Raw genomic sequence first — 26,917 nt, 5'->3', positions numbered from 1 at the left:
CGCCTCTTCGGAGGCGTTTTTTTTTGTCTGTCTTTCGCGAATAAATTCATAATTTCTCCATTTTGGTATAAATAATGCGCGCGATCTGCCGATGTATATAGTCCACACCTTATCGATGGGAGAGGGAGTTTCATCGTCATGATCACTGGCATCAACAACAAGACGTTTCTGACCACGCTGTCGCATCTGGCTTCCTCTGTCGGGAACTCCTCACCGACAGTAAAATCCAACGGCACGGCGCTGCCCGCTGCGGCATCTGCCTCTGCGAAGGTGATTTTTGGCAGTCAGACGGCAGAAATTGCTGCCGTGTACTCCATGTCGCCAACCAAAATCAGCGATGCTGCGAAAGCATCAACGCAAGCGGATAGTGCGCTTTCGGGCCTGATGCAACTTGGGTTGAGCAGTGAAGGCGTATCCTCGCTAAGCGGGCTGGGGGGATTACTCCTCAGTAACTACGCCGATAATCAGGGCGATGTGAGTCAGGCGCTGACCAGCCTCGGGCTGGACACCAACACGAATTTCCCAACCAAATCTGCCGTGTCGCTGAATATCACGACGCAATCGGGTTCTGTTGTACATCTGAATCTGACGCGTCAGAGTGACGGTATTGCGGTAGAGCTCACGACCGAAGGCGGCAAAGCCAGCGATGACGAAGCGGCAGAAATCGCAAAATTGGGAAATGCCTTCCAGTCTGCGCTTAACGGTCTGAGCGAGAAGCCTCCGAGAATGGACGTTTCCGGCCTGACGCAGTTTGACAGCTCACTCATCAAATCCGTCGATCTGAAAACTGACCTCAGCCGTGGCGATCTGTCGCAGCAATCCCTTAACTTCCATGCTGACGATAAAGAACGCTGGATTGGTTATCAGGACAATAATTTCTCGCTGAAAATGACCAGCGATACGTCTAATCCGTCTCTGGTGGGCAATGCGGCTGAACAACAGGCGGCATTAAACGCCTGGGATAGCAAGTTTGATAAAGCGCGTCGTGATGGTCATGGCGATAGCGATCAAATGGCGATGCTTAAGACTGCGTTCCATGCGTTGAATAAGACGCAGCCGAAAGAGAGCAGCAAGGCGAGCTCACCGAGCGCTATCCAGATGGGCGGTGACGGCAAAGTACAGGTCCGTGGTCTGAATGATTTCTCCCTGTCGCTGACAGAAACGGAGAAAGCCATTAACCCGTATCGTATGGATGAGAAAGAGAGCTTCGCGTACCAGGCATCGCAATCGACACAAGAGAGTACGTCGCATGATGGTTCGCTGAGCGTTAAGCAGACGCTGCATACGCATCTGACCGCGTCCTGGTATCAGGCGCTGGATCCGGCTACGCCGCTTTCGCTTAACTCGAGCAAAAATTCACAGAATTATCTGTACCATACTGTGGATAATGAAGAAACCAACGCCACCACCTTCAATTACAATGCGAAAGGCCTCCTCACCAGTATTGGTAACCATACGCAGGTGAATAATGTCGAAACGGTGCGTAAGTATGTTTTGGGCGAACTGGTGGATAAAACCATCACCCCAGAAAAGTATGAGCGCAATAACTTACTCTCTATGTCAAAAGACAAGTAACGTTTCTTCTGATACGGCCCTGCGGGGCCGTATTGCGTGGTTTCTACCGTTTTTTCTCTGTCTTTAAAAGACGATTTCCTCTGCTTTATCCTGCCCTTAACGATTCAGCCAATTTTTAATGTTGCTTTTTTGTAAACAGATTAACACCCCCTGAAAATCCTGCTATCCTGCCCGTTGCGGTATTGCGGATTTACCCTACAAACTGCTGTCTCACAGGAGCGTGAAGAGAATCGCCTGCCGCATTATGACAATGAGAGCGAGGAGAACCGTCGTGCTAGTAGAATACCGTAAGCACGTAGCCGAACGTGCCGCTGAGGGAATTGCGCCAAAACCGCTAGATGCAACCCAGATGGCAGCACTTGTTGAGCTGCTGAAAAACCCGCCTGCTGGCGAAGAAGATTTCCTGTTAGACCTCCTGACCAACCGTGTCCCGCCGGGCGTTGATGAAGCTGCCTATGTAAAAGCGGGTTTCCTTGCTGCGATTACCAAAGGTGAAGCCACTTCTCCGCTGGTTACCCCGGAAAAAGCCATCGAATTGCTGGGTACCATGCAGGGTGGTTACAACATTCATCCGCTGATTGACGCGCTGGATAACGACAAACTGGCGCCCGGTGCTGCGAAAGCGCTCTCCCACACCCTGCTGATGTTCGATAATTTCTACGACGTAGAAGAAAAAGCGAAGGCGGGCAATGCATACGCGCAGCAGGTACTGAAATCCTGGGCCGATGCTGAGTGGTTCCTGAGCCGTCCGGCGCTGGCGGAAAAAATTACCGTTACCGTCTTCAAAGTGACCGGTGAAACCAACACCGATGACCTGTCTCCGGCACCGGATGCCTGGTCGCGCCCGGATATCCCGCTGCATGCACTGGCGATGCTGAAAAACGCCCGTGAAGGTATCGAGCCGGATCAGCCAGGCGCTGTCGGCCCGATCAAACAGATCGAAGCCCTGCAACAGAAAGGTTTCCCGCTGGCCTACGTCGGTGACGTTGTGGGTACCGGTTCTTCCCGTAAGTCCGCCACCAACTCCGTGCTGTGGTTTATGGGGGATGACATTCCTCATGTGCCGAACAAACGCGGTGGTGGCCTGGTGCTGGGCGGTAAAATTGCGCCGATCTTCTTCAACACGATGGAAGATGCCAGCGCACTGCCGATAGAAGTGGACGTGAATAACCTGAATATGGGCGACGTGATCGACGTTTACCCGTTCAAAGGTGAAGTTCGCAACCATGACACCAACGAACTGCTGGCCACTTTCGAACTGAAAACCGACGTGCTGATCGACGAAGTGCGCGCCGGTGGCCGTATTCCGCTGATTATCGGCCGTGGTTTGACGACCAAAGCGCGTGAAGCGCTGGGGCTGCCGCACAGCGATGTCTTCCGTCAGGCGAAAGACGTGGCGGAAAGCAGCCGCGGTTATTCACTGGCACAGAAAATGGTCGGTCGCGCCTGCGGCGTTGCGGGTATCCGTCCGGGTGCTTACTGTGAGCCGAAGATGACCTCTGTAGGTTCTCAGGATACCACCGGTCCGATGACCCGTGATGAACTGAAAGACCTGGCGTGCCTCGGCTTCTCTGCCGACCTGGTGATGCAGTCCTTCTGCCACACCGCGGCGTATCCGAAGCCGGTTGATGTGACCACGCACCATACGCTGCCGGACTTCATTATGAACCGTGGCGGTGTATCGCTGCGTCCGGGCGACGGCGTTATTCACTCCTGGCTGAACCGTATGCTGCTGCCCGATACCGTAGGTACCGGTGGTGACTCCCATACCCGTTTCCCGATCGGCATCTCCTTCCCGGCAGGTTCCGGCCTGGTGGCGTTTGCTGCGGCGACCGGCGTGATGCCGCTCGACATGCCGGAATCTGTTCTGGTGCGCTTTAAAGGCAAAATGCAGCCGGGTATCACCCTGCGTGACCTAGTGCATGCGATCCCGCTGTACGCCATCAAACAGGGTCTGTTGACCGTTGAGAAGAAAGGCAAGAAAAACATCTTCTCTGGCCGCATCCTGGAGATTGAAGGTCTGCCGGATCTGAAAGTTGAGCAGGCATTTGAGCTGACCGATGCCTCTGCTGAACGTTCTGCTGCGGGCTGTACCATCAAGCTGAACAAAGACCCGATCATCGAGTACCTGAACTCTAACATCGTTCTGCTCAAGTGGATGATCGCAGAAGGCTACGGCGATCGTCGTACTCTGGAACGTCGCATTCAGGGTATGGAAAAATGGCTGGCGGATCCGCAACTGCTCGAAGCCGATGCTGATGCAGAATACGCGGCAGTGATCGACATCGATCTGGCAGAAATCAAAGAGCCGATTCTCTGTGCGCCGAACGATCCGGATGACGCACGTCTGCTTTCTGATGTTCAGGGCGCGCAGATCGATGAAGTCTTTATCGGTTCCTGCATGACCAACATCGGGCACTTCCGTGCTGCCGGTAAACTGCTGGATGCCCATAAAGGCCAGTTGCCGACCCGCCTGTGGGTTGCGCCGCCGACCCGTATGGATGCCGCGCAGTTGACCGAAGAGGGCTACTACAGCGTGTTTGGTAAGAGCGGTGCGCGTATTGAGATCCCAGGTTGTTCCCTGTGTATGGGTAACCAGGCGCGCGTAGCGGACGGTGCGACGGTGGTCTCCACCTCGACCCGTAACTTCCCGAACCGTTTAGGTACCGGTGCAAATGTTTATCTGGCGTCTGCTGAACTGGCGGCGGTGGCTTCTCTGCTCGGCAAACTGCCGACGCCGGAAGAGTACCAGACCTATATTGCTCAGGTTGATAAGACGGCGGTGGATACCTACCGTTATCTGAACTTCGACCAGTTGAACCAGTATACGGACAAAGCTGACGGCGTGATTTTCCAGACAGCGGTGTAAGGGGTTCCCCTCACCCTAATCCTCTCCCCAAAAGGCGAGGGGACTGTCCAGGCCACCCTTTCCCTGTAGGAGAGGGGCTGGGGGGGAGGGTATCAGACCGCACCATATTCCAAAGCGGAGATCTTCTCCGCTTTTTTATTGCTTCCTTCCCGCCGTTACGCTTTTTTTCTTCCGTTGTGCTGCGATAATTACCTTATGGGCTGACGATAAGCCTGCATGAGGAAGAGATTATGGATTACGAATTTTTGCGTGATATTACCGGTGGGGTAAAGGTACGCATGTCGATGGGCCACGAAGCTGTCGGGCACTGGTTTAATGAAGAAGTGAAAGATAACCTGGCCCTGCTTGATGAAGTGGAACAGGCGGCGCATACCGTGAAAGGCAGCGAGCGTTCCTGGCAGCGCGCCGGGCATGAATATACGCTGTGGATGGACGGCGAAGAGGTCATGGTACGTGCCAACCAACTGGAATTCTCAGGTGATGAGATGGAAGAAGGGATGAGCTATTACGACGAAGAGAGTCTGTCGATGTGCGGCGTGGAAGACTTTCTCAATGTGGTAGCGGCATACCGCGAATTCCTTAAACAGCGTTAATTTTCTCCCTTGTTTCACCGGGGCCGGTCTTCCGCAATGCCGGGAACCGGCGCTCTGCCCTTACAAATGCGCGTAGTGAAAAACCTCAGCTGTTTTTCATATTTCCCTTTGTCGAATTTTTACGCTGGAATGGTCTTCCGGACACCTTACGGAGACTGAGATGAAAGCGTTTATTTCCCGTTATTTTTTGCGCAGTTCAGCGCGCGCTCAGCGCCATGATGCGGAACATAACAGCAGACGAATGATGGAATCGCTGCTCGCCGTTGCCAGCCTGTACGGTGTTGATGTCGCCAATGTGGACGTGGAGTGGTTCCATGACCAAACAACACGCTGAACATCGCGCGACCCGCGAAACCTACTGGAATGAGCGATGCGCTCTGGCAAACAGACCGGAGCATCCTTGCTCCGTTGTAGATCACACGGCCGGAATGTTGCGACCGTAGTAAATCTCACGCATCTCTTTCCATAAGGCTTCTGTAATCTCTTTGCGTTCCTGCGCGGTCAGCTCTTCTGGCCTGGTATGGAACATGTAGTGCTTAAGGTCGAATTCTTTTAGCAACATCTTGGTGTGGAAAATGTTTTCCTGGTAAACATTCACATCCACCATGTCATACAGCGACTTCATATCCTCTGACATAAAATTCTGAATGGAATTGATCTCGTGATCGATAAAGTGCTTCATGCCGTTCACGTCACGGGTAAAGCCACGCACGCGATAATCGATCGTCACAATGTCCGATTCAAGCTGGTGAATCAGATAATTCAGCGCTTTCAGCGGCGAAATCACCCCGCAGGTCGACACTTCTATATCCGCGCGGAAAGTGCACAGCCCGCCTTCCGGATGGCTTTCCGGATAGGTATGCACACAGATATGGCTCTTATCGAGATGGGCGACCACGGCTTCCGGTAGCGGGCCGGGGTGCTCGGTTTTATCTATAAGCTGCGGGTCGACCGGTTCTTCGCTGACCAGAATAGTCACGCTCGCACCCTGCGGCTCATAATCCTGACGGGCGATATTAAGAATATTGGCGCCAATGATATTGCAGGTTTCCGTCAGGATTTCTGTCAGACGATTGGCGTTATAGAGTTCATCGATATAAGCGATATACCCGTCACGCTCTGCTTCCGTTTTGGCATAGCAGATATCGTAAATACAAAAACTCAGGCTCTTGGTCAGGTTGTTAAAGCCATGCAGTTTGAGTTTTTTCAATTTCGTATCTCTCCTTAGGACGACTGTGAAGAGAGTGCGTCTTGCAGATATTGTGGCAGAGCAAATGCCGCCGTATGAATGGCCGGATTGTAATAACGGCACGTCAGGCCTGCATTGTGGAAACGCGCCTGAATAATTTCGCTGGAAAGGTGACGTAGCGCTTCATTATCTGTCGCCCAGGCGAAGGTCATAATGCCACCGTAATAGGTGGGAATAGCCGCCTGGTAAAAACCGACATCGGCAAAGTAATGACCAAGCTTACGGTGGCTGTCCAGCGCTTCATCCTGTTGCAGGAAGCAGACGCCATTCTGTGCCACAAAGATCCCGCCGGGATTCAGGCAACGTTTGCAGCCTTCGTAAAACGCCGAGGTAAACAGACTTTCGCCGGGACCGACCGGATCGGTACAGTCGGAAATGATCACGTCAAACGTTTGCGTGGTCTGTGTTACAAAGTTTACGCCATCATCGATAACCAACTGGAAACGGGGATCATCGTAAGCGCCAGCGTTGTGTTTTGGCAGGTACTGACGGCAGAAAGAGACGACGCCGGCATCAATTTCGACCATGGTAATGGTCTCGATGTTTTTATGGCGGCTGACTTCACGCAGCATAGCGCCATCACCGCCGCCGATAATCAACACATGTTTCGCGCGGCCATGGGCGAGCAGCGGAACGTGGGTCATCATTTCATGATAGATAAATTCGTCGCGTTCGGTGGTTTGCACCACGCCATCGAGCGCCATTACGCGGCCAAAAGCGGCGTTTTCGAAAATGATGAGGTCCTGGTGCCCGGTTTTCTCGTGGTACAGCACCTTATCAACGGCAAAGTATTGCCCAAACTGATCGTGCAGCGTTTCGTGCCACAACGTGTTATCGGCCATAGGTTGCTCCTTTGTTAACACCTGCTCAAAACAGGCGCAACATCATAGCTAACTCTGACCGTGGATGCACGGTCAGCGTCCCCCGCTGGAAATAACTTATTTCACGTAGGCGAGCAGGCTGAGCGAATCTCGTGCCAGCGCTTTGCATTTTTTGGCGGTAGGAATGCGGATGCCGCTCAGGTCGCGATAGCTTGCTTCACCGAGCGATTTCATATCCCAGGAGTCGTAATTGCTCAGATCCCACTTGTTCTGCTGTGCGAAGAAAACCAGCGCCCGGCGAATCTGACCATTAGGTAAGTTATTATAACCGCAGTCATTTTTCAGAAAAACAAACACAGCCGTAAGGTCGGCCATATCTTCCGCTTCGGATTCATTCAGGGCGTAGCTATTAGCGGAGACAGCCAGCAGGCTGCCGAATAAAATTGTTCTGAAAAGCGTCTTCATTATTTCTACCACGGCATAACGGAAATTAAACGTTAGCACACTGTTGGCGAGGCGACGATATTTATTATTGTCCGATTACAGCCACTTTTCTTGACCTTCCGGCAAGGGGAGGGTTTATGCTCAAATTCCAGGCTGATAACCGTAAGGAAAGGGACATGCAACGTCGTGATTTTTTGAAATACTCTGCTGCGCTGAGCGTGGCGAGTGCACTGCCGCTCTGGAGTCGTTCTTTGCTGGCGGCGGAAAGGCCTGTGCTACCGATTCCCCCGTTACTGAGCGCCGATGCACAAAACCATATTCAACTTACGGTTCAGGCAGGGTCATCAACGTTTGCGGGCAAACAGGCGACAACCTGGGGTTATAACGGCAGCCTGCTGGGGCCGGCGATTCAATTGCGTCAGGGGAAAACCGTTAACGTATCCATTCGCAATGCGCTGGCGGAAGAGACAACCGTACACTGGCACGGTCTGGAAGTACCGGGCGACGTCGACGGCGGGCCGCAGGGCGTGATTAAGCCCGGCGATAGCCGTACGGTCTCGTTTACCCCGGATCAGCCTGCATCAACCTGCTGGTTTCACCCCCATCAACATGGAAAAACCGGCCATCAGGTGGCGATGGGGCTGGCCGGGCTGTTACTGATTGAAGATGATAACAGCCGAAAGCTACGTCTACCGCAACAGTGGGGCATTGATGATATTCCGGTCATCATGCAGGACAAACGTTTTACCGCTGACGGGCAGATTGACTATCAACTGGATGTGATGAGCGCGGCGGTAGGGTGGTTTGGCGATACGTTACTGACGAACGGTGCGGTTTATCCACAGCACGCGGCACCTCGTGGCTGGCTGCGTTTACGTTTACTCAATGGTTGTAACGCTCGCTCGCTTAACGTGGCTGCCAGCGATAATCGCCCGTTGTACGTTATTGCCAGCGACGGTGGCTTGTTGAATGCGCCAGTGAAAGTCAGCGAGCTGGCCATGTTGCCGGGTGAGCGCTTTGAAGTGCTGGTGGAGACCCGGGATAATAAAGTCTTCGATCTGGTCACGTTGCCCGTACAGCAAATGGGCATGACGGTGGCGCCTTTTGATAAGCCCTATCCGCTGTTGCGTATTCAACCGGTGGTGGTAACGGCATCTGGTATTTTACCCGATACACTGGCGACGCTGCCCGGGCTGCCAGCGCTGGATGGATTAACACAGCGGACTTTGCAGCTCTCCATGGATCCCATGCTGGACATGATGGGGATGCAGGCTCTGCAGCAAAAATACGGCGATGCCGCAATGGCAGGGATGGGGATGCAGCATGGCAATATGAACCATGGTCAGATGCAGATGAACCACAGCGGAATGAATCATGGCGACATGGGGCAGATGAATCACGGCGATGGCGGGATGGCATTCCATAGCGCCAATCGAATCAACGGCAAGGCGTTCGATATGCAAGTGCCTGCGTTTGCCGCGCAGAAAGATACCTGGGAGCGCTGGGTCATTTCCGGGGAAGGCGACATGATGCTGCATCCGTTCCATATTCACGGCACACAGTTCCGCATTCTGTCAGAAAACGGTAAGCCGCCTGCCGCGCATCGCGCAGGCTGGAAAGATATTGTCAGCGTTGAAGGGGCGAAAAGCGAAGTGTTGGTCCGCTTTGCGCATGACGCGCCGAAGGAGTATGCCTATATGGCACACTGCCATCTGCTTGAGCATGAAGATACGGGCATGATGCTTGGATTTACGGTGTAGGTTTACGGTAAAAAGTGTTACCCATGTTCCCGGTTCATACCGGGAGCAGACATTAAAAAAGGCAACTTGCGTTGCCTTTTTGCTTTTACCTTGTGCGGTCTGAGGGGACGGTTCCTTACTTCTCGTCCGGCAGGGCGTAGGCAACAATATAGTCACCCATCTTCGTACCAAACGAACCGTGACCACCCGCAGAGATGACAACGTACTGCTTGCCATTCACTTCATAGGTCATTGGCGTTGCCTGGCCACCTGCTGGCAAACGGCCCTGCCACAGTTTCTCGCCGTTGCTCATATTGTACGCGCGCAGGTAATTATCTGCGGTTGCAGCAATGAACAGCACATTACCGGCAGTAGAGATTGGGCCGCCCAGCATCGGCATCCCCATATTGAATGGCACCGGAACGGGCATCGGGAAAGGCATGCTGTCCTGCGGCGTACCAATACGTTTTTTCCACACTACCTGGTTGGTTTTCAAATCCAGTGCGGAAATATAACCCCATGCAGGCTGCTTACACGGCAAGCCAAACGGAGAGAGGAACGGGTTGAGAGTTACGCCGAACGGCACGCCATACTGCGGCTGAATCCCCGCCTCTGTACCGCTACCTTTCGCATCTTTCGGCTGCTCCATCGGGTTGCCCGGACCGCGTGGGATCAGTTTAGAGACAAACGGCAGGGCCATCGGGTTGGCGATCGCGACCTGACGGTTCGGATCAACGGAGATACCCCCCCATTCGAACATCCCCAGGTTACCCGGGAACACCAGTGTGCCTTGCTCAGATGGCGGAGTGAAGATGCCTTCATAGCGCAACTGATGGAACATCACGCGGCAGACCAGTTGGTCGAACATGGTCGCGCCCCACATATCCGCCCCGCTGAGATCTTTCTTCGGACGGAAGCTCAGATCTGAGAACGGCTGAGTTTTGGTGACGTAATCGCCTTTGGCCGCACCCTGCGGAACCGGTTTTTCCGGTGCCGGGACAACCAGCTTACCGTTGCTGCGATCCAGCACGAAGATGTTGCCGGTTTTCGCCGGAGCGTAAATCACCGGAACCGTTTTGCCGTTAACCGTGATATCGGCCAGTGTCGGCTGGGACGGCATATCCATATCCCACAGATCGTGGTGAACGGTCTGATAACTCCACGCCAGTTTACCGGTTGTAGCGTTCAGCGCCACGATAGAGCTGGCATAGCGTTCCTGCTCCGGCGTGCGGTAGCCGCCCCAGATATCCGGGGTAGTCACACCCATTGGCAGATAGACCAGGTCCAGCTTCGCATCATAGGCGGCTGGCGCCCACGAGTTGGGCGAGTTGAACGTAAAGCTGTGTTGGTCAGACGGAATAGCGTTGGGATCTTTCGCGCCTGGATCAAAAGCCCAGAGCAACTTGCCGGTATTCACGTCAAAACCACGAATAACACCGGAGGTTTCACGGGTAGAGAAGTTGTCCGTTACCGAACCGGCAATCACAATCACCTTATCGGTGATGATCGGCGGTGAGGTAGGTTCATACAGACCTGGCGTGGTGTCCGGCATATTGGTCTGCAGATTCAGAATACCTTTGTTGGCAAAGGTTTCGCACAGTTTGCCGTTGTCGGCGTTGATGGCAAACAGGCGGCCATCGTTAACCGGCAGCATAATGCGACGCGGGCAATCCGCGACAACATCCGGGCTGGCGTTCTCTGCACGTGCTTCATGATAAGAAACACCGCGACAAGTGACATGCTGGAAGGACTGGTTGGCATTTAACTGCGGGTCAAAATGCCATTTCTCTTTACCGGTCGAGGCGTCCAGAGCGAACAGGCGCTGGTGAGCGGTACACAGATAAAGCGTGTCGCCCACTTTAATCGGCGTCACTTCGTTGGTCAGTTCACCCGGGTCTGTTGGCAGTTTCAGGTCTCCGGTACGAAACACCCAGGCTTCTTTCAGGTTCTTAACGTTATCCGCATTGATCTGCTTGAGCGGTGAAAAACGTTGACCTTCCTGGTTGCGGCCATAAGCTGGCCAGTCGCCGTCAGCAACCTGAGAAATCGGGGCAGCCGGCGTGGCATCCGCATTCAGCGTACCGTTCACTTCTTGCGGGTCATTAAAGCCCGCCCAGGTGAGAATGCCGCCGCTAATCAGCAGCGCAACCACCAGTGCGGCAACCGCACCACCGGAAGGGAAAATCAGTCTGCGCCAGACAAAAGGCAGAATAAGCCAGATACCGAAGAAGACCAGAATATCGCTGCGAGGCGTGAGCGCCCAAAAGTCGAAGCCCACTTCCCACACGCCCCAGATCATGGTCGCCAGCAGCAACGCGGCGTACAGCCATAATGCTGACTGCTTACGCCGCCAGAGCAGTGCGGTGACGCCAAGCATTACCACCCCGGCAATAGGGTAGTACCAGGAACCACCAAGGGAGACCAGCCATACTCCGCCGATCAGTAAGTACAGTCCGCAGAATGCTGCGAACAGCGCGGTCAGTATCACAAGGATACCTGAGCGTTGCGTTTTTGTTTCAGCCATAAAAAGACACTCATCAAATTCATTAATGTTTTAGTAGCAACTAATTATAGGATTTAACAAGTGTGATCGTCATCACAAAATGAGCTTTATCGACAGATAAGCATCGGAAATGCGTTTGCTGGTATACTGCACGCCTTGCGCTTCAATAACCAAAGCAAAACGCGGGTTATTGAGTGATTTAGTATTTAAATCATATGGTTATTTAAAATGAAACATATTGTTGAAGTGATGATCCCGGAAGCGGAGATCAAAGCGCGTATCGCCGAATTGGGTCGTCAAATCACAGAACGTTATCAGGACAGTGGCAGTGAAATGGTGCTGGTGGGCCTGCTGCGCGGCTCATTTATGTTCATGGCGGACCTTTGCCGTGAAGTGCAGGTACCGCACGAAGTCGATTTTATGACCGCCTCCAGCTATGGCAGCGGCATGTCTTCGACCCGCGATGTTAAAATCCTCAAAGATCTGGATGAAGATATTCGCGGTAAAGACGTTCTGATCGTTGAAGACATTATCGATTCCGGCAATACGCTCTCTAAAGTGCGCGAAATTCTCAGTCTTCGCGAGCCGAAGTCTCTCTCTATTTGCACCCTGCTCGATAAACCGTCGCGCCGTGAAGTGCCGGTTGATGTGGAATTTGTCGGCTTCTCGATCCCTGATGAATTCGTGGTGGGCTACGGTATCGATTATGCGCAACGTTATCGCCACCTGCCGTATGTCGGCAAAGTGGTAATGCTGGACGAGTAAGCATAAAAAAAGCCGGGCTTTAGCCCGGCCTGATGCGTTATCCCGGCTGGCATCATGCTGCCGGGAAGGCAAGATTATCTGTGATTGATGTGTTTCTTGCTGAGGTTCGAGACGCCCTGACGGTAGCGCTGTTCCAGGCTTTCGCGGTTCGTTGCGGTGACTTCCAGGTCACGCAGTAAACCATCGTGGATGCCATACGCCCAACCGTGAATCGTGACTTTTTGTCCACGTTTCCAGGCAGATTGCATAATGGTGGAGTGACCCAGGTTATACACCTGCTCCATCACGTTCAGCTCGCAAAGGGTATCAAGGCGGCGCTCCTGCGGCATCTCGCCAAGCAACGAACTATGCTTGAACCAGATATCGCGAATGTGCAGCAGCCAGTTGTTAATCAGCCCCAGTTCCGGGTTTTCCACCGCCGCCTGCACACCACCACAGCCGTAGTGGCCGCAGATGATGATATGCTCAACTTCCAGCACATCGACCGCGTACTGAACCACAGAAAGGCAGTTCAGGTCGGTATGAATAACCAGGTTGGCAACGTTACGGTGAACAAACAGTTCGCCTGGCTCAAGGCCGGTAAGGCGTTCTGCGGGAACGCGACTGTCAGAACATCCAATCCATAGAAAACGCGGTTTCTGCGCTTGCGCCAGTTTTTCGAAAAAGCCGGGATCCTCTTCCACCAGCATTTTTGACCATAGTGCATTGTTGCTGATGAGTGTATCTATGTCTTTCATGGAAGTTAACGACCTGTAACCAAATAAGTGCGTTGCGCTAATATAGGTCAACTCCCACGTTTTTTAAACCACACATCGAGTGTAAGAATAAGGTAAGTGAAAATTCATGACCATTGCACTGGAGCTTGAGCAGCTTAAAAAAACCTACCCGGGCGGCGTTCATGCGCTACGTGGTATTGATCTTAAAGTAGAAGCTGGGGATTTTTACGCGTTACTGGGACCAAACGGCGCAGGAAAATCGACCACCATAGGTATCATCAGTTCTCTGGTAAATAAAACGTCCGGACGCGTGAGTGTCTTCGGCTACGACCTGCAAAAAGATATCGTTAACGCCAAACGGCAGCTCGGTCTTGTGCCGCAGGAGTTCAATTTTAACCCGTTTGAAACCGTACAGCAGATTATGGTTAACCAGGCGGGTTACTACGGCGTTGAACGTAAAGAGGCGCTGGAGCGTAGCGAAAAATACCTGAACCAGCTCGATCTGTGGGAAAAACGCAACGAACGTGCGCGTATGTTATCGGGTGGGATGAAGCGTCGTTTGATGATAGCCCGTGCCCTGATGCATGAGCCGAAGCTGCTGATCCTTGATGAGCCTACGGCCGGGGTGGATATCGAACTGCGTCGTTCTATGTGGGGCTTCCTGAAAGATCTCAACGACAAAGGCACCACCATCATTCTGACTACCCATTATCTGGAAGAGGCCGAGATGCTGTGTCGCAACATTGGCATTATTCAGAGCGGTGAGCTGATTGAAAACACCTCCATGAAGTCATTGTTGGCGAAGCTAAAATCGGAAACTTTTATCCTCGATCTGGCAACGAAAAGCCCGTTACCGAAGCTGGAGGGTTACCAGTATCGGCTGGTGGATACGTCGACCCTGGAGGTCGAAGTGTTGCGTGAACAGGGGATAAATAGCGTGTTCAGCCAGCTTAGCGCGCAGGGCGTACAGGTCTTGAGTATGCGCAACAAGGCTAACCGTCTGGAAGAGCTGTTCGTCACGCTGGTGCATGAGAAAAAAGGAGAGCACGCATGATGCAGCTTTATTGGGTGGCATTGAAAAGTATCTGGCATAAAGAAATTCAACGGTTTATGCGTATTTGGGTACAAACGCTGGTGCCGCCGGTGATTACCATGACCCTCTATTTTATTATCTTTGGTAATTTAATTGGCTCACGTATCGGTGAGATGCACGGCTTTACCTATATGCAATTCATCGTGCCAGGCCTGATCATGATGGCGGTGATCACTAACGCCTATGCAAACGTGGCGTCATCATTTTTCAGCGCCAAGTTTCAACGCAACATTGAAGAGCTGCTGGTCGCCCCGGTGCCCACGCATGTGATTATCGCAGGGTATGTGGGGGGCGGCGTGGCGCGTGGTTTATGTGTCGGGGTGCTGGTGACGGCCGTGTCGCTGTTTTTCGTGCCTTTTCAGGTCCACTCGTGGGTTTTTGTTGCGTTAACGCTGCTGTTGACCGCGGTATTGTTCTCGCTGGCGGGTCTGCTGAATGCCGTTTTTGCGACAACCTTCGATGACATCAGCCTGATCCCGACATTTGTCCTGACACCGCTGACCTATCTCGGCGGGGTGTTCTATTCGCTGACGTTGCTACCGCCCTTCTGGCAGGCGCTGTCTCATCTCAACCCCATTGTTTACATGATTAGCGGTTTCCGCTTTGGTTTCCTCGGTATTACCGATGTGCCGCTTTTCACCACTGTGGCGGTTTTGGCGGTGTTTATCATCGCTTTTTATATATTGTGCTGGTATTTAATTCAGCGCGGACGCGGTCTGCGCAGTTAATCGCCACTTACCCGGCGGCGTTCGTCGCCGGGTTCTCATTGCCCTTTTAATCTATGATATCTGTCACCGACGGCTGATGGTCACCTGGCTAAACTGCAAGTCTGCTAAGGAGATACGTATGCTGGGATGGGTCATTACGTGCCATGGTGAACTGGCGCAGGAGATGCTGGACAGTCTGGAGAGCCGGTTTGGTCCGCTTAAACAATGTAGAGCGGTCAACTTTCGCCACGGGCTTAGCACCAATATGCTCAGCCGCATGATTTGTGATGCGTTGCATGAAACGGATTCCGGTGATGGCGTGGTTTTTTTGACCGATATTTCCGGGGCCGCACCTTACCGTGCCGCCTCGCTCATGAGCCATAAGCATGAGCATTGTGAAGTGATATCCGGCGTTGATGCTGACTTGCTGGAAGCAATGTATCCGCTGCGTGAAGTATGTAGCAGTGCCGATTTTCGTGAGCAGATTGTTGGCGCTGGCGCGCCGGTGGTCAGCAGTCTCTGGCATCAGCAACAGAAAAATCCGCCGTTTGTGTTGTTACATGATTTGTATGAAAAATAAACGTTGGTATTCATTTTTCTTTTTCCTACAATAACCTAAATTATTTTTAGCCTGGTTAGGTGCATGCCTCGTTTTCTCCTCATTCTTTTCTTGCTGGTGTCATGTAGCGTTTCTGCACGTCTCGTTAGTCAAAATCCCGATCCTGCTCGCTATATGCAAATTACGGAAGATGCCGACATCTGGGCGCAGATTGGCAACAATGTTATGACTGTTGGCAATATCCGCGCCGGACAAATTCTGGCGGTTGTGCCAGGGGCGGAAGACTACTACGAATTTCGCTTCGGCTTCGGTAAAGCGTGGATAGATAAAGGGCATCTGGGAACGGTTCGTGGCAGTGAGAAGGTTCAGGATAGCCTTGGCGACCTCAATAAACCCCTGAGTAATCAAAATTTGATCACCTGGCGTGATACACCGATGTATAACGAGGCGGACAATACCAGTGAACAACTGGGTATTCTGGCCGGGAATCTGCGCTACCCCATCATCAGCAAGCTGAAAGACAGACTCAACCAGACCTGGTATCAGATTCGCATTGGCGAACGTCTGGCGTGGATCAGTAGCCTGGATGCGCAGGAAGATAACGGTATTCCGGTGCTCACCTACCATCATATTCTGGAAGATGAGGAGAACACGCGGTTTCGTCATACCTCGACGACCACCTCTCTTCGCGCTTTCACCAACCAGATGAGCTGGCTGCATGACCAGGGCTATACCACGTTAAGCATGTATCAACTGGAAGGTTATATACGTAACGCGATGAACCTTCCTGCCCGTTCAGTGGTGCTCACCTTTGATGACGGACTGAAATCGGTCAGTCGTTATGCGTATCCGGTGTTAAAGCAGAACGGTTTCAGGGCGACCGCTTTTATTATTTCGTCGCGTATTAAGCGCAAACCGCAGCTCTGGGATCCAAAATCCCTGCAGTTTATGAGCATCTCTGAACTGGAGCAAATTTCGCATGTCTTTGATTTCCAGTCGCATACTCATTTCCTGCATCGCACCGATGACGTGGGCCATCCGATCCTGCTAAGTCGCAGTTATGACAATATCCTGATGGATTTTAAGCATTCACGCCGCGCGCTTTCGCAGTTCAACCAGCACATCTGGTATCTGGCCTATCCGTTCGGCGGCTATGACGACAAAGCGTTGGCTGCGGCGAAAGATGCCGGTTTCCATCTTGCGCTGACCACGGTGCGAGGGAAGGTAAAGCCTGGGGATAATCCGTACTTACTGAAACGGTTGTATATCTTAAAGACGGATTCGCTGGAGGATATGTCGAGGTTAATAAGCAATCAACCTCAGGGATAAATCAGGCAAAATGGGCTGTTTTATTTGCCATTTTTGAACCAGGGCAGTGCTCGTCATCCTCGCGTACTGCGTGTACGCTCTGGTGACTACGCGCTGTCCGTGTTCAAACTGTCTGCATCAATAACGCCCATTATGCCTGATTAATGAGTCGGCTATGCCATTCAGGCAACTTGTACCGGAACCGCTTTTGCCGTGCGTTTCATCTCGTTGTCGCCGTCAAAATAGGCGACTTTCGGCTGCCAGCTACGCGCCTGCTCATCCGGCATGGTGACGTAGCTTGCGATAATCAGGATGTCGCCAACGTCAGCACAGTGCGCCGCCGCACCGTTAACTGAAATGATGCGGGAGCCACGTTCACCGGCAATGGCATAGGTGGAAAAGCGCTTACCGTTAGTGACGTTGTAAATATCGATGGCTTCGTATTCCAGGATACCAGCCGCCTCAAGGAAATCCTGGTCAATCGCGCAGGAACCTTCATAGTGCAGGTCGGCCTGTGTCACTTTGACGCGGTGGAGCTTGCCTTGCAGCATCGTGCGAATCATAACTTCTACCTTTAATGGCGTAACGAAATACAGGTATATCGCCGGGTGGCATTTGGCTGCCCGGCCAGACTTTCCCGGCCCGGCGACAGCGCCAGACCAGGCCGATAACAGGCCAGTATTGCCCGTTTTTTAACCCCTGTCTACAGGGGGAGATCAACCACTTTATTGTCGATGAGACGCGCCTGACCCAGCCAGGCGGCCATCAAAATCACCGCGCGTTTGCTGGTCTGCGCCAGCTCCAGAAGCGTGTCTGCATCGCGGATCTGGATGTCATCTGCGCGAAAGCCGCTGTCGTTAAGTTCCTGTTCCGCCAGGGCAATGATCTCTTCGAGATTGCGATCGCCTGCGCTCAGTTTTGCGGCCATCGCGTTCATGGTTTTGCTCAGAGCCGGTGCGATTTTGCGTTGATCGGCGGTGAGATAGCCGTTACGGGAACTGAGCGCCAGACCGTCTTTAGCACGCACGGTCGGAACCCCGACAATCTCAATGTCATAGCCCATATCGGCAACCATTTTGCGAATGAGCTGCAACTGCTGGTAGTCCTTTTCGCCAAAGCAGGCGATATCTGGCTGGACCAGGTTAAAGAGCTTGCTGACGATTGTGGAAACACCACGGAAATGCCCCGGGCGGCTTGCGCCTTCAAGCATGGTGGAGATACCAGGCACATCCACATAGGTTTGCGTGTCCGTACCCTGCGGATAAATATCATTTGGCGCAGGGGCGAAAACAAAATCCACTTTCCGTTTATTAAGCTTTTCGCAATCTTCCTGCAGGGTGCGCGGGTAGCGAGCCAGATCGTCGGCGCGGTCAAACTGCATGGGGTTGACGAAAATGCTCACCACGACCACATCCGCGCGGGCTTTGGCTTCCTCAACCAGCGTCATATGACCATCGTGCAGGTTGCCCATCGTTGGCACCAGCGCAATGCGTTTTCCTTCCTGACGCGCTCTTCGAATATGCTGGCGCAGTAACGGCAGGGTTTCGATAATCAACACAACGGCACTCCTTAATGGAAACTGTGTTCTTCGCCCGGATAGACCCCGGACTCAACGTCGGCAACATACTGGCGCACGGCAGCGCGCATGTCGCCTGCCTCGCTCAGAAAGTTTTTCGCAAATTTGGGGATATGACCACCGGTAATGCCGAACGCGTCGTGCATCACCAGTATCTGGCCGTCTGTGACGTTACCTGCGCCGATACCAATGACCGGAATGGTCAGCGCGTCCGTGACACGCTTTGCCAGCTCAACCGGCACACACTCCAGCACCAGCAACTGCGCACCAGCGGCTTCCAGCGCCAGCGCGTCGTCCAGCAGCGTTTGTCCGGCATCGCCGCGCCCCTGAACTTTGTAGCCACCGAAGATATTTACGGACTGCGGCGTTAACCCCAGGTGCCCGCACACCGGTACAGCGCGTTCGGTGAGCATTTTCACCGTATTACTCAGCCAACGACCACCTTCGATTTTTACCATATTGGCCCCGGCGCGCATCACGGCGGCGGCGTTTTCAAAGGCTTGCTCCGGTGTGGAATACGCCATAAACGGCAGGTCGGCCAGTAGCAAACAATGAGGGGCGCCACGGCGCACCGCGCGCGTGTGATAGGCAATGTCGTCTACCGTCACGGGCAGGGTGGAATCATGACCTTGTACCGTCATCCCTAACGAGTCGCCAACCAACATCACGTTGATGCCTTCTTCGGCGAACAGTTTAGCGAAGCTGTAATCGTAGGCTGTGATGGTAGCGAAGCGTTTTTTTTCCTGTTTGCACTTAAGCAGCCAGGAGATGGTGGTGGGTTTCATAACGTTTCCTGATGGCTAAAAACGAATTCTGGCGCATTCTAACAGCAACATTCAGGTGAACAATGATTTTAGGCAATCGTTTAACACTGATCACATCAGAAGCGCCAGAAAAGCGTTTTACCACAAGGCAGGTTTGTCCGCTGCGCATTCTGTGAGGGCGGCGCTCAGCGTCATACCATCAGGGAATCGCAGGGCAGGGGCAATTTCAAATAACGGCCACAGCATAAAGCCGCGATTTTTCATGTCGTAATGGGGAACGGTGAGACGCGGCGTCTGAATAACCTGGTCGCCAAACAGCATGATATCCAGGTCCAGCGTGCGTGGCCCCCAGCGCTCGGCTTTTCGCACGCGCCCTTGCTGCAGTTCAATGCGCTGGGTGTGGTCAAGCAGCGCTTCGGCCTCAAGGGTCGTTTCCAGCGCGACGGCGGCGTTGAGATAGTCAGGCTGATCCTGCGGACCAAGCGGAGGCGTGCGGTAGAACGAGGAGACGGCGACCACGCGGCTTTGCGGGATCTCCCCAATGGCGTCCAGCGCTGCCTTTACCTGCTCCAGAGGCGATGCGAGATTACTGCCGATGGCGATATAGCAAAGGGTCGGGGACATACAGGCTCCTGCGTTTTTCATTCTCTATAGCATCAGGCCTGCGCGTGGCAGGCCTGAAAGGAATAACATTATGCGCTGCCTTCACGGCGCGGCGCGCGTTTGCGCGGGCGGCGATGGCGACGGCGAACGGCGGGTTCATCGCCCAGGTCGTCAAGCATATCTTTCTGCTCCGGCGGTGCGGAAACCTGAAATTCTCCCCACCATTTCACCAGCCGCTGCAGTTCGCCGTTGTTTTCAACCTCGGCACGCAGGGCCAGCAGATCGTAAGCTGCGCGGAATTTCGGATGCTCCATCAGTTTCCACGCGCGTTTACCCTGACGACGGGACATACGCAGTTGTAGCTGCCAGATATCGCGAATCAGCGAGGTGATGCGTTTCGGGATGGCCAGTGAACGGCAGGCTTCATCCAGCACATCGTTCATGGCAAGCGCAAAGGCGTCGTAATATGCCAGACCGCCTTCCTGAGTAATGCGCTGCGCGGTTTCCAGCAGCGGATACCAGAACATAGCTGCAAACAAAAACGCCGGGTTAACCCGCATATCGTTGTGAAGGCGGGTATCGGTGTTTTTCAGCACCTGCGCAATGATGCGTTCCATCGGGCTGTCACCGTTTTCGGTGAAGAAGCGACTGATGGTAGGAAACAGAGGCTGGAAGAGGTTGTATTCGCGCAGCAGCATGTAGGTATCGAAACCATAGCCCGCTTGCAATAATTTCAGCGACTCTTCAAACAGGCGCGCAGGGGGGACGTCATTAATCAGGGCGGCCAGACGAGGAATCGGTTCGGCCGTTTCAGCGCTGATGTTCATACCCAGCTTGGCGGCGAAACGCACCGCGCGCAGCATACGTACCGGGTCTTCGCGATAGCGGGTTTCCGGGTTGCCAATCAGGCGAATGACGCCCTCATCCAGATCGCGCATGCCGCCGACATAATCACGCACGGTGAAGTCAGCAACGCTGTAATAAAGGCTGTTAATGGTGAAATCGCGACGCTGAGCATCTTCTTCGATAGAACCGAAAATATTGTCGCGCAGCAACATGCCATTCTGGCCACGCTGAGACGTGGTTCGGTCGGCTTCGGTATCTTCGTGATGGCCGCGAAAGGTGGCGACTTCAATGATTTCCGGCCCGAACATGACGTGGGCCAGGCGGAAACGGCGACCCACCAGGCGGCAGTTGCGGAATAATTTACGCACCTGGTCCGGCGTGGCGTTCGTCGTGACGTCGAAATCTTTTGGTTTTTTGCCCAGCAATAAATCACGCACGCCACCACCGACGAGATAAGCCTCGTAACCGGCTTTGTTCAGGCGGTAGAGGACTTTGAGCGCATTTTCACTGATATCTTTGCGAGAAATAGCGTGCTGTTCACGCGGGATAACCGTCATCTGAGGTTGTACGCTAGCCTCAACGACCATGCTCTCTTCGCGACTTAGCACCTTACGGCAAAAATTAGCGACTCGGGTAAAAATAGTGCACCTCGGTAGTGTCAAACGTCAGGACAAAAAAATAAGGACAAAAAAATAGCGGCTAATCATAGCTCAGCGCGAGGCGTTTGAGAATGCCGTATTCACATCCACTGCAATGGGCACGTTAGCGAGCGTCCAGTTTGCCACCGCATTTTTCAACAAATCGTCGACGCTGAGATCCTGCCACTCATTTGTTGCGCTCTGGTTTAAGAATTGTAACGCCCTGATTATTATGGGGCGCGGATCGCCACCGGGCAAGGCTGGAGCATGGTTTTGCTTGGAGAGTTTATTCCCTTGCGCATTGAGCGCCAGCGGCAGATGGACATACTGTGGCACTGGCCAGCCAAATTGTCGGTAGAGCGAAATTTGCCTGACCGTGGGTTCAATTAAATCTGCGCCGCGCACAATTTCTGTGATGCCCTGAAAATGGTCGTCAACCACGACGGCGAGGTTATAGGCAAACAGGCCATCCCGGCGGTGGATAATAAAATCCTCGCGCGCCAGTTTTTCATCCGCATAGAGTTCGCCGCGTAGCCTGTCGTGAAAATGGAGCACCGGATGTTGCTGCACCAGACGTACAGCCGCATTTTCCGGGCCATTATTAGCGCTACGGCAGTGGCCGTCATAGGTGCCGCCCACGCTCTGAATGCGCGCCCGCGTACAGGTACAGTAGTAACTCAGCCCACGGGTATGAAGCCAGGCCAGCGCGTCGCGGTAGGCTTCATGACGTTGCGATTGCCAGAGTACATCGCCATCCCAGTGCAGGCCGTAATGCTCAAGCTGGCGCAAGATGGTGTCTGCGGCACCGGGAACTTCACGCGGGGGATCAATGTCTTCGATACGCACTCGCCAGGTACCCTGCTGCGCGCGCGCCTGCAGGTAGCTGCCAAGTGCAGCAATGAGCGAGCCAAAATGGAGTTCACCGGACGGTGACGGCGCAAAGCGCCCAATATAGTGAGAGTCAGACATAAAGACAGGAAACGCCGACAATACGGGAAATTTTCCCCGACTATAGCACAGCCTGATTTGAAGGCGCAGGCTGGAATCAGCGCTGCGCCGTCTGAGGGGTTGACCGGCTGTCGGTCAGAGGCGAATTAACCCGCCATCTGTTTTTCGCGAATTTCCGCCAGTGTTTTGCAATCGATGCACAGGTCAGCGGTCGGACGCGCTTCCAGGCGGCGAATGCCGATTTCAACACCGCAGGATTCGCAGTAGCCGAAATCTTCGTCTTCAACTTTTTTCAGCGTTTTCTCGATCTTTTTGATCAGTTTACGCTCGCGGTCACGGTTACGCAGTTCGAGGCTGAACTCTTCTTCCTGTGCGGCACGGTCTACCGGGTCCGGGAAGTTAGCTGCTTCATCCTGCATATGGGTGACGGTGCGATCGACTTCATCCCTGAGTTGATTACGCCACGCTTCAAGAATACGCCTGAAGTGCGCCAGCTGGGCTTCATTCATATACTCTTCGCCCGGTTTCTCTTGATACGGCTCCACCCCAGCGATGGCGAGAATACTCAGGGACGATGTTTTACGGTTTTGCCCTTCTTGCATGTTGCTTCTCCTTAACACGCACTATCGATCCCCGTGTTGGGGGAAAATCAGGCCGCTATAAATAGCAGATGCTTTTCCGGATGGCAAATATCTAAACGTAACACTTGACAAGCCTGTGAGGAAAAGCGTATTTGCGCACGCGACCAGAACACTTATTAGTCAATTTAGTCAATCGCTGCCCTATATCGTGAAAGGCAGCGGCAATCTCAGAGTCATATTTGTAGCAGAAAGTTCCGCTTTTACCGCCAGAATTTCTACACCCTGACCTTGTGCTTCCTTTAACAATCGTGCGTATTTCTCATCAATATGGCGCGCTGGAGAAAAATGTTCAACGGCTGAATGCAGCACGGCAAACAGAATAACCGCGCGGTCGCCGCTGGCCGCTACGCTCATTAACTCACGCAGATGCTTTTGTCCGCGTAGCGTAACTGCATCAGGGAAAAAACCGCATTCCCGCTCGGCGAGCGTTACTGATTTCACTTCAATATAGCAGTTGCGTCGGCCATCCGCCTGTAACAGAAAATCAATTCTGCTGCCTTCGGCACCATATTTCACTTCACTTTTCAGTGCACTGTAACCCGACAGTCCTGGCAAGCGGTTTTGCTGTATTGCTTCTTTCGTTAACGTATTAGCGCGAAGCGTATTAACGCAAATAAAAGCGCCCTGTTGGGTTTGCGTTAATTCCCAGGTATGCGGATATTTGCGTTTAGTATTTTCTGATGTGGAATACCAAACTGTGTCGCCAGGCGTGGCGCAACCGGTCATTGCGCCGGTATTGGGACAATGGATTGTCAATGTTTCGCCTTCTGGCGTGATCACATCGGCAAGAAACCGCTTATAGCGCTGAATAAGCGTGGCGGATCTAAGGGGCGGAGAAAATTCCATGACATATCCTTTTTATGTTTTTAGCGTCCAGCGGTTTAACGCCGTGTAGCGCAGACGTCCTCCGGCAAACAGCGATTCATATAAGACAAATTCTGTTACAGGAAAAGTCCAGTGAAAACCCGGCGGCGGTATCGTGACCGCATGACTGGCATCGCGCAGCAGGGTGATATGCGGATGAAACGGCGTTGGGCTTTGCCAGCATCCGCTGCGTGCAGCCTGAGCGCGCAGCATATCCGCCAGTTGCAACAGCCCGCGTGGCGACTGGCGACAGCCAAGCCAGACGACGCGCGAACGCAACCATTGCCCGGCATCATCAAGTTGTAACGTAAAGCCTGGCTGACGAATGCGCCCGGCCAGCGTTTCCAGCGCCCGTTGTTTTTCCGTGCTCACTTCCCCCAAAAACGCCAGTGTCAGATGTAAGTTTGCTGCCGCAACCGGTCGCCCGGCATCCTGCGGGAAATGTTCCGCCCGCCAGCGCACCACCTCCTGTCGGGTGGCGTCGGGCAATTCGATGGCAAAAAACAGCCTTTTCGATTCAGACATGGCAGGCACTCAGTTAGGATTTGTCGCGATGCTACAATGGCAGGAGGATGCTCGCAAATGCTTCGGCGCTCCAAAGCGCCGTAGTTCATGTACAATTGGCCCCGTCCTTATCAATGTGAATCCTCTGGAGCCTTGAGTGTCCTCACTGCCGGTTGCTGCCGTATTGCCCGACCTTCTCAATGCGTTACAACACGCTCCCCAGGTACTGCTAACTGCCCCGACAGGCGCGGGGAAGTCAACCTGGCTGCCGCTGCAATTGTTGCAGCAGGGCGGTATTGACGGGCGTATTTTACTGCTTGAACCGCGCAGGCTGGCTGCCCGTAACGTGGCGCAACGGCTGGCGGAACTGCTCAATGAGCAGCCTGGTGACACGGTCGGCTATCGGATGAGAGCCCAAACTTGTGTTGGGCCGAATACGCGTCTGGAAGTGGTGACTGAGGGGATCCTGACGCGAATGATCCAGCACGATCCCGAGCTGAACGGCGTTGGTCTGGTGATCCTTGATGAATTCCACGAACGTAGCCTGCAGGCCGATCTGGCGCTGGCGCTATTGCTGGATGTCCAGCAGGGACTGCGTGACGACCTGAAACTGCTGGTCATGTCAGCCACCCTTGATAACAGCCGCCTGCAGAACCTGTTGCCGGATGCGCCGCTGATTGTTTCCGAGGGGCGTATGCACCCGGTCGAGCGGCGCTATCAGGCCTTAAACAGCCATCAGCGCTTTGACGAGGCGGTCGCGGTGGCGGCAGCCGATTTGCTGCGTTCGCAATCGGGGTCGTTGTTACTGTTTTTGCCGGGAGTCGGGGAGATCCAGCGTGTGCAGGAACAACTGGCCAGCCGGGTCGCTGACGATGTATTGCTCTGTCCGCTGTATGGGGCGTTGTCGCTCAATGAACAACGCAAAGCCATTCTTCCGCCGCCTGTCGGGCAACGAAAGGTGGTGCTGGCGACCAATATCGCCGAGACCAGCCTGACCATAGAAGGCATTCGTCTGGTAGTGGACAGCACCCAGGAGCGGGTGGCCCGTTTCGATTCGCGAACAGGGCTAACACGGCTTGTCACTCAGCGCGTGAGCCAGGCATCGATGACGCAGCGTGCCGGACGTGCCGGGCGCCTTGAACCAGGTATCTGTTTGCATTTGATCGGCAAAGAACAGGCCGAAAGGGCGGCGGCACAGAGCGAGCCAGAGATTTTGCAAAGCGATTTGTCTGGCCTGTTGATGGAGTTGTTACAGTGGGGATGCCAGGATCCCGTGCAGCTTAGCTGGCTGGATTTACCGCCAGCGACTAACCTTGCCGCAGCGAAGCGGTTGTTGACGCAACTGCGGGCGCTGGAAGGCGAGCGCCTCTCTGCGTTCGGGAAAAAAATGGCATCGCTGGGTAACGATCCGCGCCTGGCCGCGATGTTAGCGAGCGCCAGCGGTGCGGATGAGGTGGCAACGGCGGCGAAGCTGGCAGCCATCCTTGAAGAACCGCCGCGCGGCGGTAATACCGATTTGAGCGTTGCCTTTTCCCGCAATCAGCCCCAGTGGCAGCAGCGTGCCCGACAGCTGATCCGGCGGTTGAAAAGTGCGGAAGGGGAGCCGGATAGCGATCTGTTGGCGCCGTTGCTCGCCAGCGCTTTTGCCGACCGCATTGCGCGCAGGCGTGGGCAGGACGGGCGTTATCAACTGGCAAACGGAATGGGCGCAATGCTTGACGCGGATGACGCGCTTAATCGCCATGAATGGCTGCTCGCGCCACTGCTGTTACAAGGGAGCCAGTCGCCGGATGCCCGCATTTTGCTGGCGCTGCCGCTGGACATTGATCGGTTAATGGCAGCCTGTCCGCACATTGTTGAGCCGTCTGACTCTGTGGAATGGGATGAAGCGCTGGGAACCTTAAAGGCGTTTCGCCGTAGCCGGATTGGTCAATTGACGGTGAAGGTTCAGCCGCTGGCGAAGCTTCCGGAAGAAGAACTACACCAGGCAATGCTCAACGGCATTCGTGATAAAGGGCTGGATGTCCTTAACTGGACGCCCGAGGCGAAACAGCTTCGTCTGCGTTTACATTGCGCGGCGAAATGGCTGCCGGAAGAGGCATGGCCTGCTGTGGATGACGCTTCGCTGCTGGCTTCTCTGGAAAGCTGGCTGTTACCGCAAATGGGGGGCGTACATTCGCTTCGCGCGTTGAAAGCGCTGGATGTGGGCGAAGCATTAAAAGCTTTCTTACCCTGGCCTTTGCGTCAACGTCTGGATAGTGAACTGCCTGGGCATTACACTGTGCCGACGGGCAGTCGGATTGCCATTCGTTATCATGAGGATAATCCGCCTGCTCTGGCGGTGCGTATGCAGGAGATGTTTGGTGAGGCCACAACGCCTGTTATCGCTCAGGGGCGCATTGCGCTGGTACTGGAACTGCTTTCCCCGGCTCAGCGTCCGCTGCAAATTACGCGCGATTTAGCGGCGTTCTGGCAGGGGGCGTACCGTGAAGTGCAAAAAGAGATGAAAGGGCGTTACCCGAAACATGTCTGGCCTGACGATCCGGCGAATGCCGCACCGACGCGGCGCACGAAAAAGTATTCGTAGTTATG

General features: G+C 53.8%; 25 protein-coding genes. 11 read left to right on the top strand and 14 right to left on the bottom strand.

The genetic code is table 11. From position 1 onward, the window contains the following. Positions 1–138: 138 nt before the first annotated feature. The 4 genes from ABU190_RS14600 (at position 139) to ABU190_RS14585 (ending at position 5,371) form a co-directional block, all read left to right on the top strand. Positions 139–1,575, top strand: a complete 1,437-nt coding sequence (locus ABU190_RS14600) for a hypothetical protein (protein ID WP_354691690.1) — start codon at positions 139–141, stop codon at positions 1,573–1,575. A 271-nt stretch (positions 1,576–1,846) separates the two neighbouring features. Next, positions 1,847–4,444: a bifunctional aconitate hydratase 2/2-methylisocitrate dehydratase gene (acnB, locus tag ABU190_RS14595; RefSeq protein ID WP_354691689.1), complete on the top strand. Its 2,598-nt coding sequence runs from the start codon at positions 1,847–1,849 to the stop codon at positions 4,442–4,444. A gap of 230 nt (positions 4,445–4,674) precedes the next feature. Continuing rightward, entirely contained in the window at positions 4,675–5,037 is a 363-nt protein-coding gene (gene yacL / locus ABU190_RS14590; protein ID WP_039078394.1) for a protein YacL, read from the top strand. Between the two features lie 160 nt (positions 5,038–5,197). Then, positions 5,198–5,371, top strand: a complete 174-nt coding sequence (locus ABU190_RS14585) for a hypothetical protein (RefSeq protein ID WP_165159226.1) — start codon at positions 5,198–5,200, stop codon at positions 5,369–5,371. An 81-nt stretch (positions 5,372–5,452) separates the two neighbouring features. Here ABU190_RS14585 and speD read toward each other — a convergent pair whose 3' ends face one another. The 3 genes from speD to ABU190_RS14570 all read right to left on the bottom strand — a co-directional run bounded on the left by speD (position 5,453) and on the right by ABU190_RS14570 (position 7,572). Then, on the bottom strand, positions 5,453–6,247 hold the full coding sequence (gene speD, locus ABU190_RS14580) for an adenosylmethionine decarboxylase (protein ID WP_125125322.1): 795 nt from the start codon (positions 6,245–6,247) through the stop codon (positions 5,453–5,455). A gap of 14 nt (positions 6,248–6,261) precedes the next feature. Beyond that, positions 6,262–7,128: a polyamine aminopropyltransferase gene (speE, locus tag ABU190_RS14575; protein ID WP_039078396.1), complete on the bottom strand. Its 867-nt coding sequence runs from the start codon at positions 7,126–7,128 to the stop codon at positions 6,262–6,264. A gap of 96 nt (positions 7,129–7,224) precedes the next feature. Continuing rightward, positions 7,225–7,572 (bottom strand): YacC family pilotin-like protein, encoded by a 348-nt coding sequence (locus tag ABU190_RS14570; protein WP_039078397.1) that lies wholly within the window; start codon positions 7,570–7,572, stop codon positions 7,225–7,227. A gap of 155 nt (positions 7,573–7,727) precedes the next feature. On the opposite strand from ABU190_RS14570, the gene cueO reads away from it, so the two are divergent. Further along, complete coding sequence (gene cueO / locus ABU190_RS14565; RefSeq protein ID WP_354691688.1) at positions 7,728–9,311, top strand: multicopper oxidase CueO; 1,584 nt, start codon at positions 7,728–7,730, stop codon at positions 9,309–9,311. A gap of 115 nt (positions 9,312–9,426) precedes the next feature. Here the strand turns inward: cueO and ABU190_RS14560 are convergent, their stop codons facing one another. Further along, the gene (locus tag ABU190_RS14560) at positions 9,427–11,814 is read right to left on the bottom strand and encodes a glucose/quinate/shikimate family membrane-bound PQQ-dependent dehydrogenase (protein WP_039078399.1); all 2,388 of its coding nucleotides are present in this window, start codon (positions 11,812–11,814) and stop codon (positions 9,427–9,429) included. 207 nt (positions 11,815–12,021) lie between these two features. Here ABU190_RS14560 and hpt point away from each other — a divergent pair, with 207 nt between their 5' ends. Continuing rightward, positions 12,022–12,558 carry a hypoxanthine phosphoribosyltransferase gene (hpt, locus tag ABU190_RS14555; protein WP_039078400.1) on the top strand — a complete coding sequence of 179 codons (537 nt, stop codon included), beginning with the start codon at positions 12,022–12,024 and terminating at the stop codon, positions 12,556–12,558. A 74-nt stretch (positions 12,559–12,632) separates the two neighbouring features. Here the strand turns inward: hpt and can are convergent, their stop codons facing one another. Continuing rightward, positions 12,633–13,295: a carbonate dehydratase gene (gene can / locus ABU190_RS14550; protein ID WP_039078401.1), complete on the bottom strand. Its 663-nt coding sequence runs from the start codon at positions 13,293–13,295 to the stop codon at positions 12,633–12,635. 106 nt (positions 13,296–13,401) lie between these two features. Here can and ABU190_RS14545 point away from each other — a divergent pair, with 106 nt between their 5' ends. The 4 genes from ABU190_RS14545 to ABU190_RS14530 all read left to right on the top strand — a co-directional run bounded on the left by ABU190_RS14545 (position 13,402) and on the right by ABU190_RS14530 (position 16,962). Then, entirely contained in the window at positions 13,402–14,328 is a 927-nt protein-coding gene (locus tag ABU190_RS14545; protein ID WP_354691687.1) for an ABC transporter ATP-binding protein, read from the top strand. Continuing rightward, positions 14,325–15,095: an ABC transporter permease gene (locus ABU190_RS14540; RefSeq protein WP_039078403.1), complete on the top strand. Its 771-nt coding sequence runs from the start codon at positions 14,325–14,327 to the stop codon at positions 15,093–15,095. The genes ABU190_RS14545 and ABU190_RS14540 overlap by 4 nt, the downstream gene beginning before the upstream one ends. 118 nt (positions 15,096–15,213) lie before the next feature. After that, on the top strand, positions 15,214–15,654 hold the full coding sequence (locus ABU190_RS14535) for a PTS sugar transporter subunit IIA (protein WP_271848842.1): 441 nt from the start codon (positions 15,214–15,216) through the stop codon (positions 15,652–15,654). A 63-nt stretch (positions 15,655–15,717) separates the two neighbouring features. Next, positions 15,718–16,962, top strand: a complete 1,245-nt coding sequence (locus ABU190_RS14530; RefSeq protein WP_354691686.1) for a polysaccharide deacetylase family protein — start codon at positions 15,718–15,720, stop codon at positions 16,960–16,962. Positions 16,963–17,123: 161 nt separating this feature from the next. On the opposite strand, the gene panD is transcribed toward ABU190_RS14530, so the two are convergent. From panD to thpR, 9 genes are all read right to left on the bottom strand, one after another. Continuing rightward, the gene (panD, locus tag ABU190_RS14525) at positions 17,124–17,504 is read right to left on the bottom strand and encodes an aspartate 1-decarboxylase (protein WP_039078406.1); all 381 of its coding nucleotides are present in this window, start codon (positions 17,502–17,504) and stop codon (positions 17,124–17,126) included. 140 nt (positions 17,505–17,644) lie between these two features. Further along, positions 17,645–18,499, bottom strand: a complete 855-nt coding sequence (panC, locus tag ABU190_RS14520) for a pantoate--beta-alanine ligase (RefSeq protein WP_079497233.1) — start codon at positions 18,497–18,499, stop codon at positions 17,645–17,647. 11 nt (positions 18,500–18,510) lie between these two features. Then, positions 18,511–19,302: a 3-methyl-2-oxobutanoate hydroxymethyltransferase gene (gene panB, locus ABU190_RS14515; protein ID WP_271848845.1), complete on the bottom strand. Its 792-nt coding sequence runs from the start codon at positions 19,300–19,302 to the stop codon at positions 18,511–18,513. 117 nt (positions 19,303–19,419) lie between these two features. Next, positions 19,420–19,905 carry a 2-amino-4-hydroxy-6-hydroxymethyldihydropteridine diphosphokinase gene (gene folK, locus ABU190_RS14510; protein WP_110295033.1) on the bottom strand — a complete coding sequence of 162 codons (486 nt, stop codon included), beginning with the start codon at positions 19,903–19,905 and terminating at the stop codon, positions 19,420–19,422. A gap of 68 nt (positions 19,906–19,973) precedes the next feature. Then, entirely contained in the window at positions 19,974–21,371 is a 1,398-nt protein-coding gene (gene pcnB / locus ABU190_RS14505) for a polynucleotide adenylyltransferase PcnB (RefSeq protein WP_222557120.1), read from the bottom strand. A 69-nt stretch (positions 21,372–21,440) separates the two neighbouring features. After that, positions 21,441–22,337, bottom strand: coding sequence for a tRNA glutamyl-Q(34) synthetase GluQRS (gene gluQRS, locus ABU190_RS14500; protein WP_079497231.1), 897 nt, complete (start codon positions 22,335–22,337; stop codon positions 21,441–21,443). Between the two features lie 125 nt (positions 22,338–22,462). Next, positions 22,463–22,918, bottom strand: coding sequence for an RNA polymerase-binding protein DksA (gene dksA / locus ABU190_RS14495; RefSeq protein ID WP_001155227.1), 456 nt, complete (start codon positions 22,916–22,918; stop codon positions 22,463–22,465). Between the two features lie 180 nt (positions 22,919–23,098). Then, a complete protein-coding gene (gene sfsA, locus ABU190_RS14490) occupies positions 23,099–23,803 on the bottom strand; it encodes a DNA/RNA nuclease SfsA (RefSeq protein WP_039078412.1) in 705 nt (234 codons plus the stop codon). Positions 23,804–23,815: 12 nt separating this feature from the next. After that, the gene (thpR, locus tag ABU190_RS14485) at positions 23,816–24,346 is read right to left on the bottom strand and encodes an RNA 2',3'-cyclic phosphodiesterase (RefSeq protein ID WP_354691685.1); all 531 of its coding nucleotides are present in this window, start codon (positions 24,344–24,346) and stop codon (positions 23,816–23,818) included. 136 nt (positions 24,347–24,482) lie between these two features. Here thpR and hrpB point away from each other — a divergent pair, with 136 nt between their 5' ends. Further along, positions 24,483–26,912 (top strand): ATP-dependent helicase HrpB, encoded by a 2,430-nt coding sequence (gene hrpB / locus ABU190_RS14480; RefSeq protein ID WP_354691684.1) that lies wholly within the window; start codon positions 24,483–24,485, stop codon positions 26,910–26,912. The last annotated feature ends 5 nt before the right edge of the window (positions 26,913–26,917 follow it).

It is taken from the genome of Phytobacter sp. RSE-02, assembly GCF_040578655.1.
In the GTDB taxonomy this organism is placed as follows: domain Bacteria; phylum Pseudomonadota; class Gammaproteobacteria; order Enterobacterales; family Enterobacteriaceae; genus Phytobacter; species Phytobacter diazotrophicus.
This window is presented reverse-complemented; position numbering and strand designations above follow the sequence as displayed.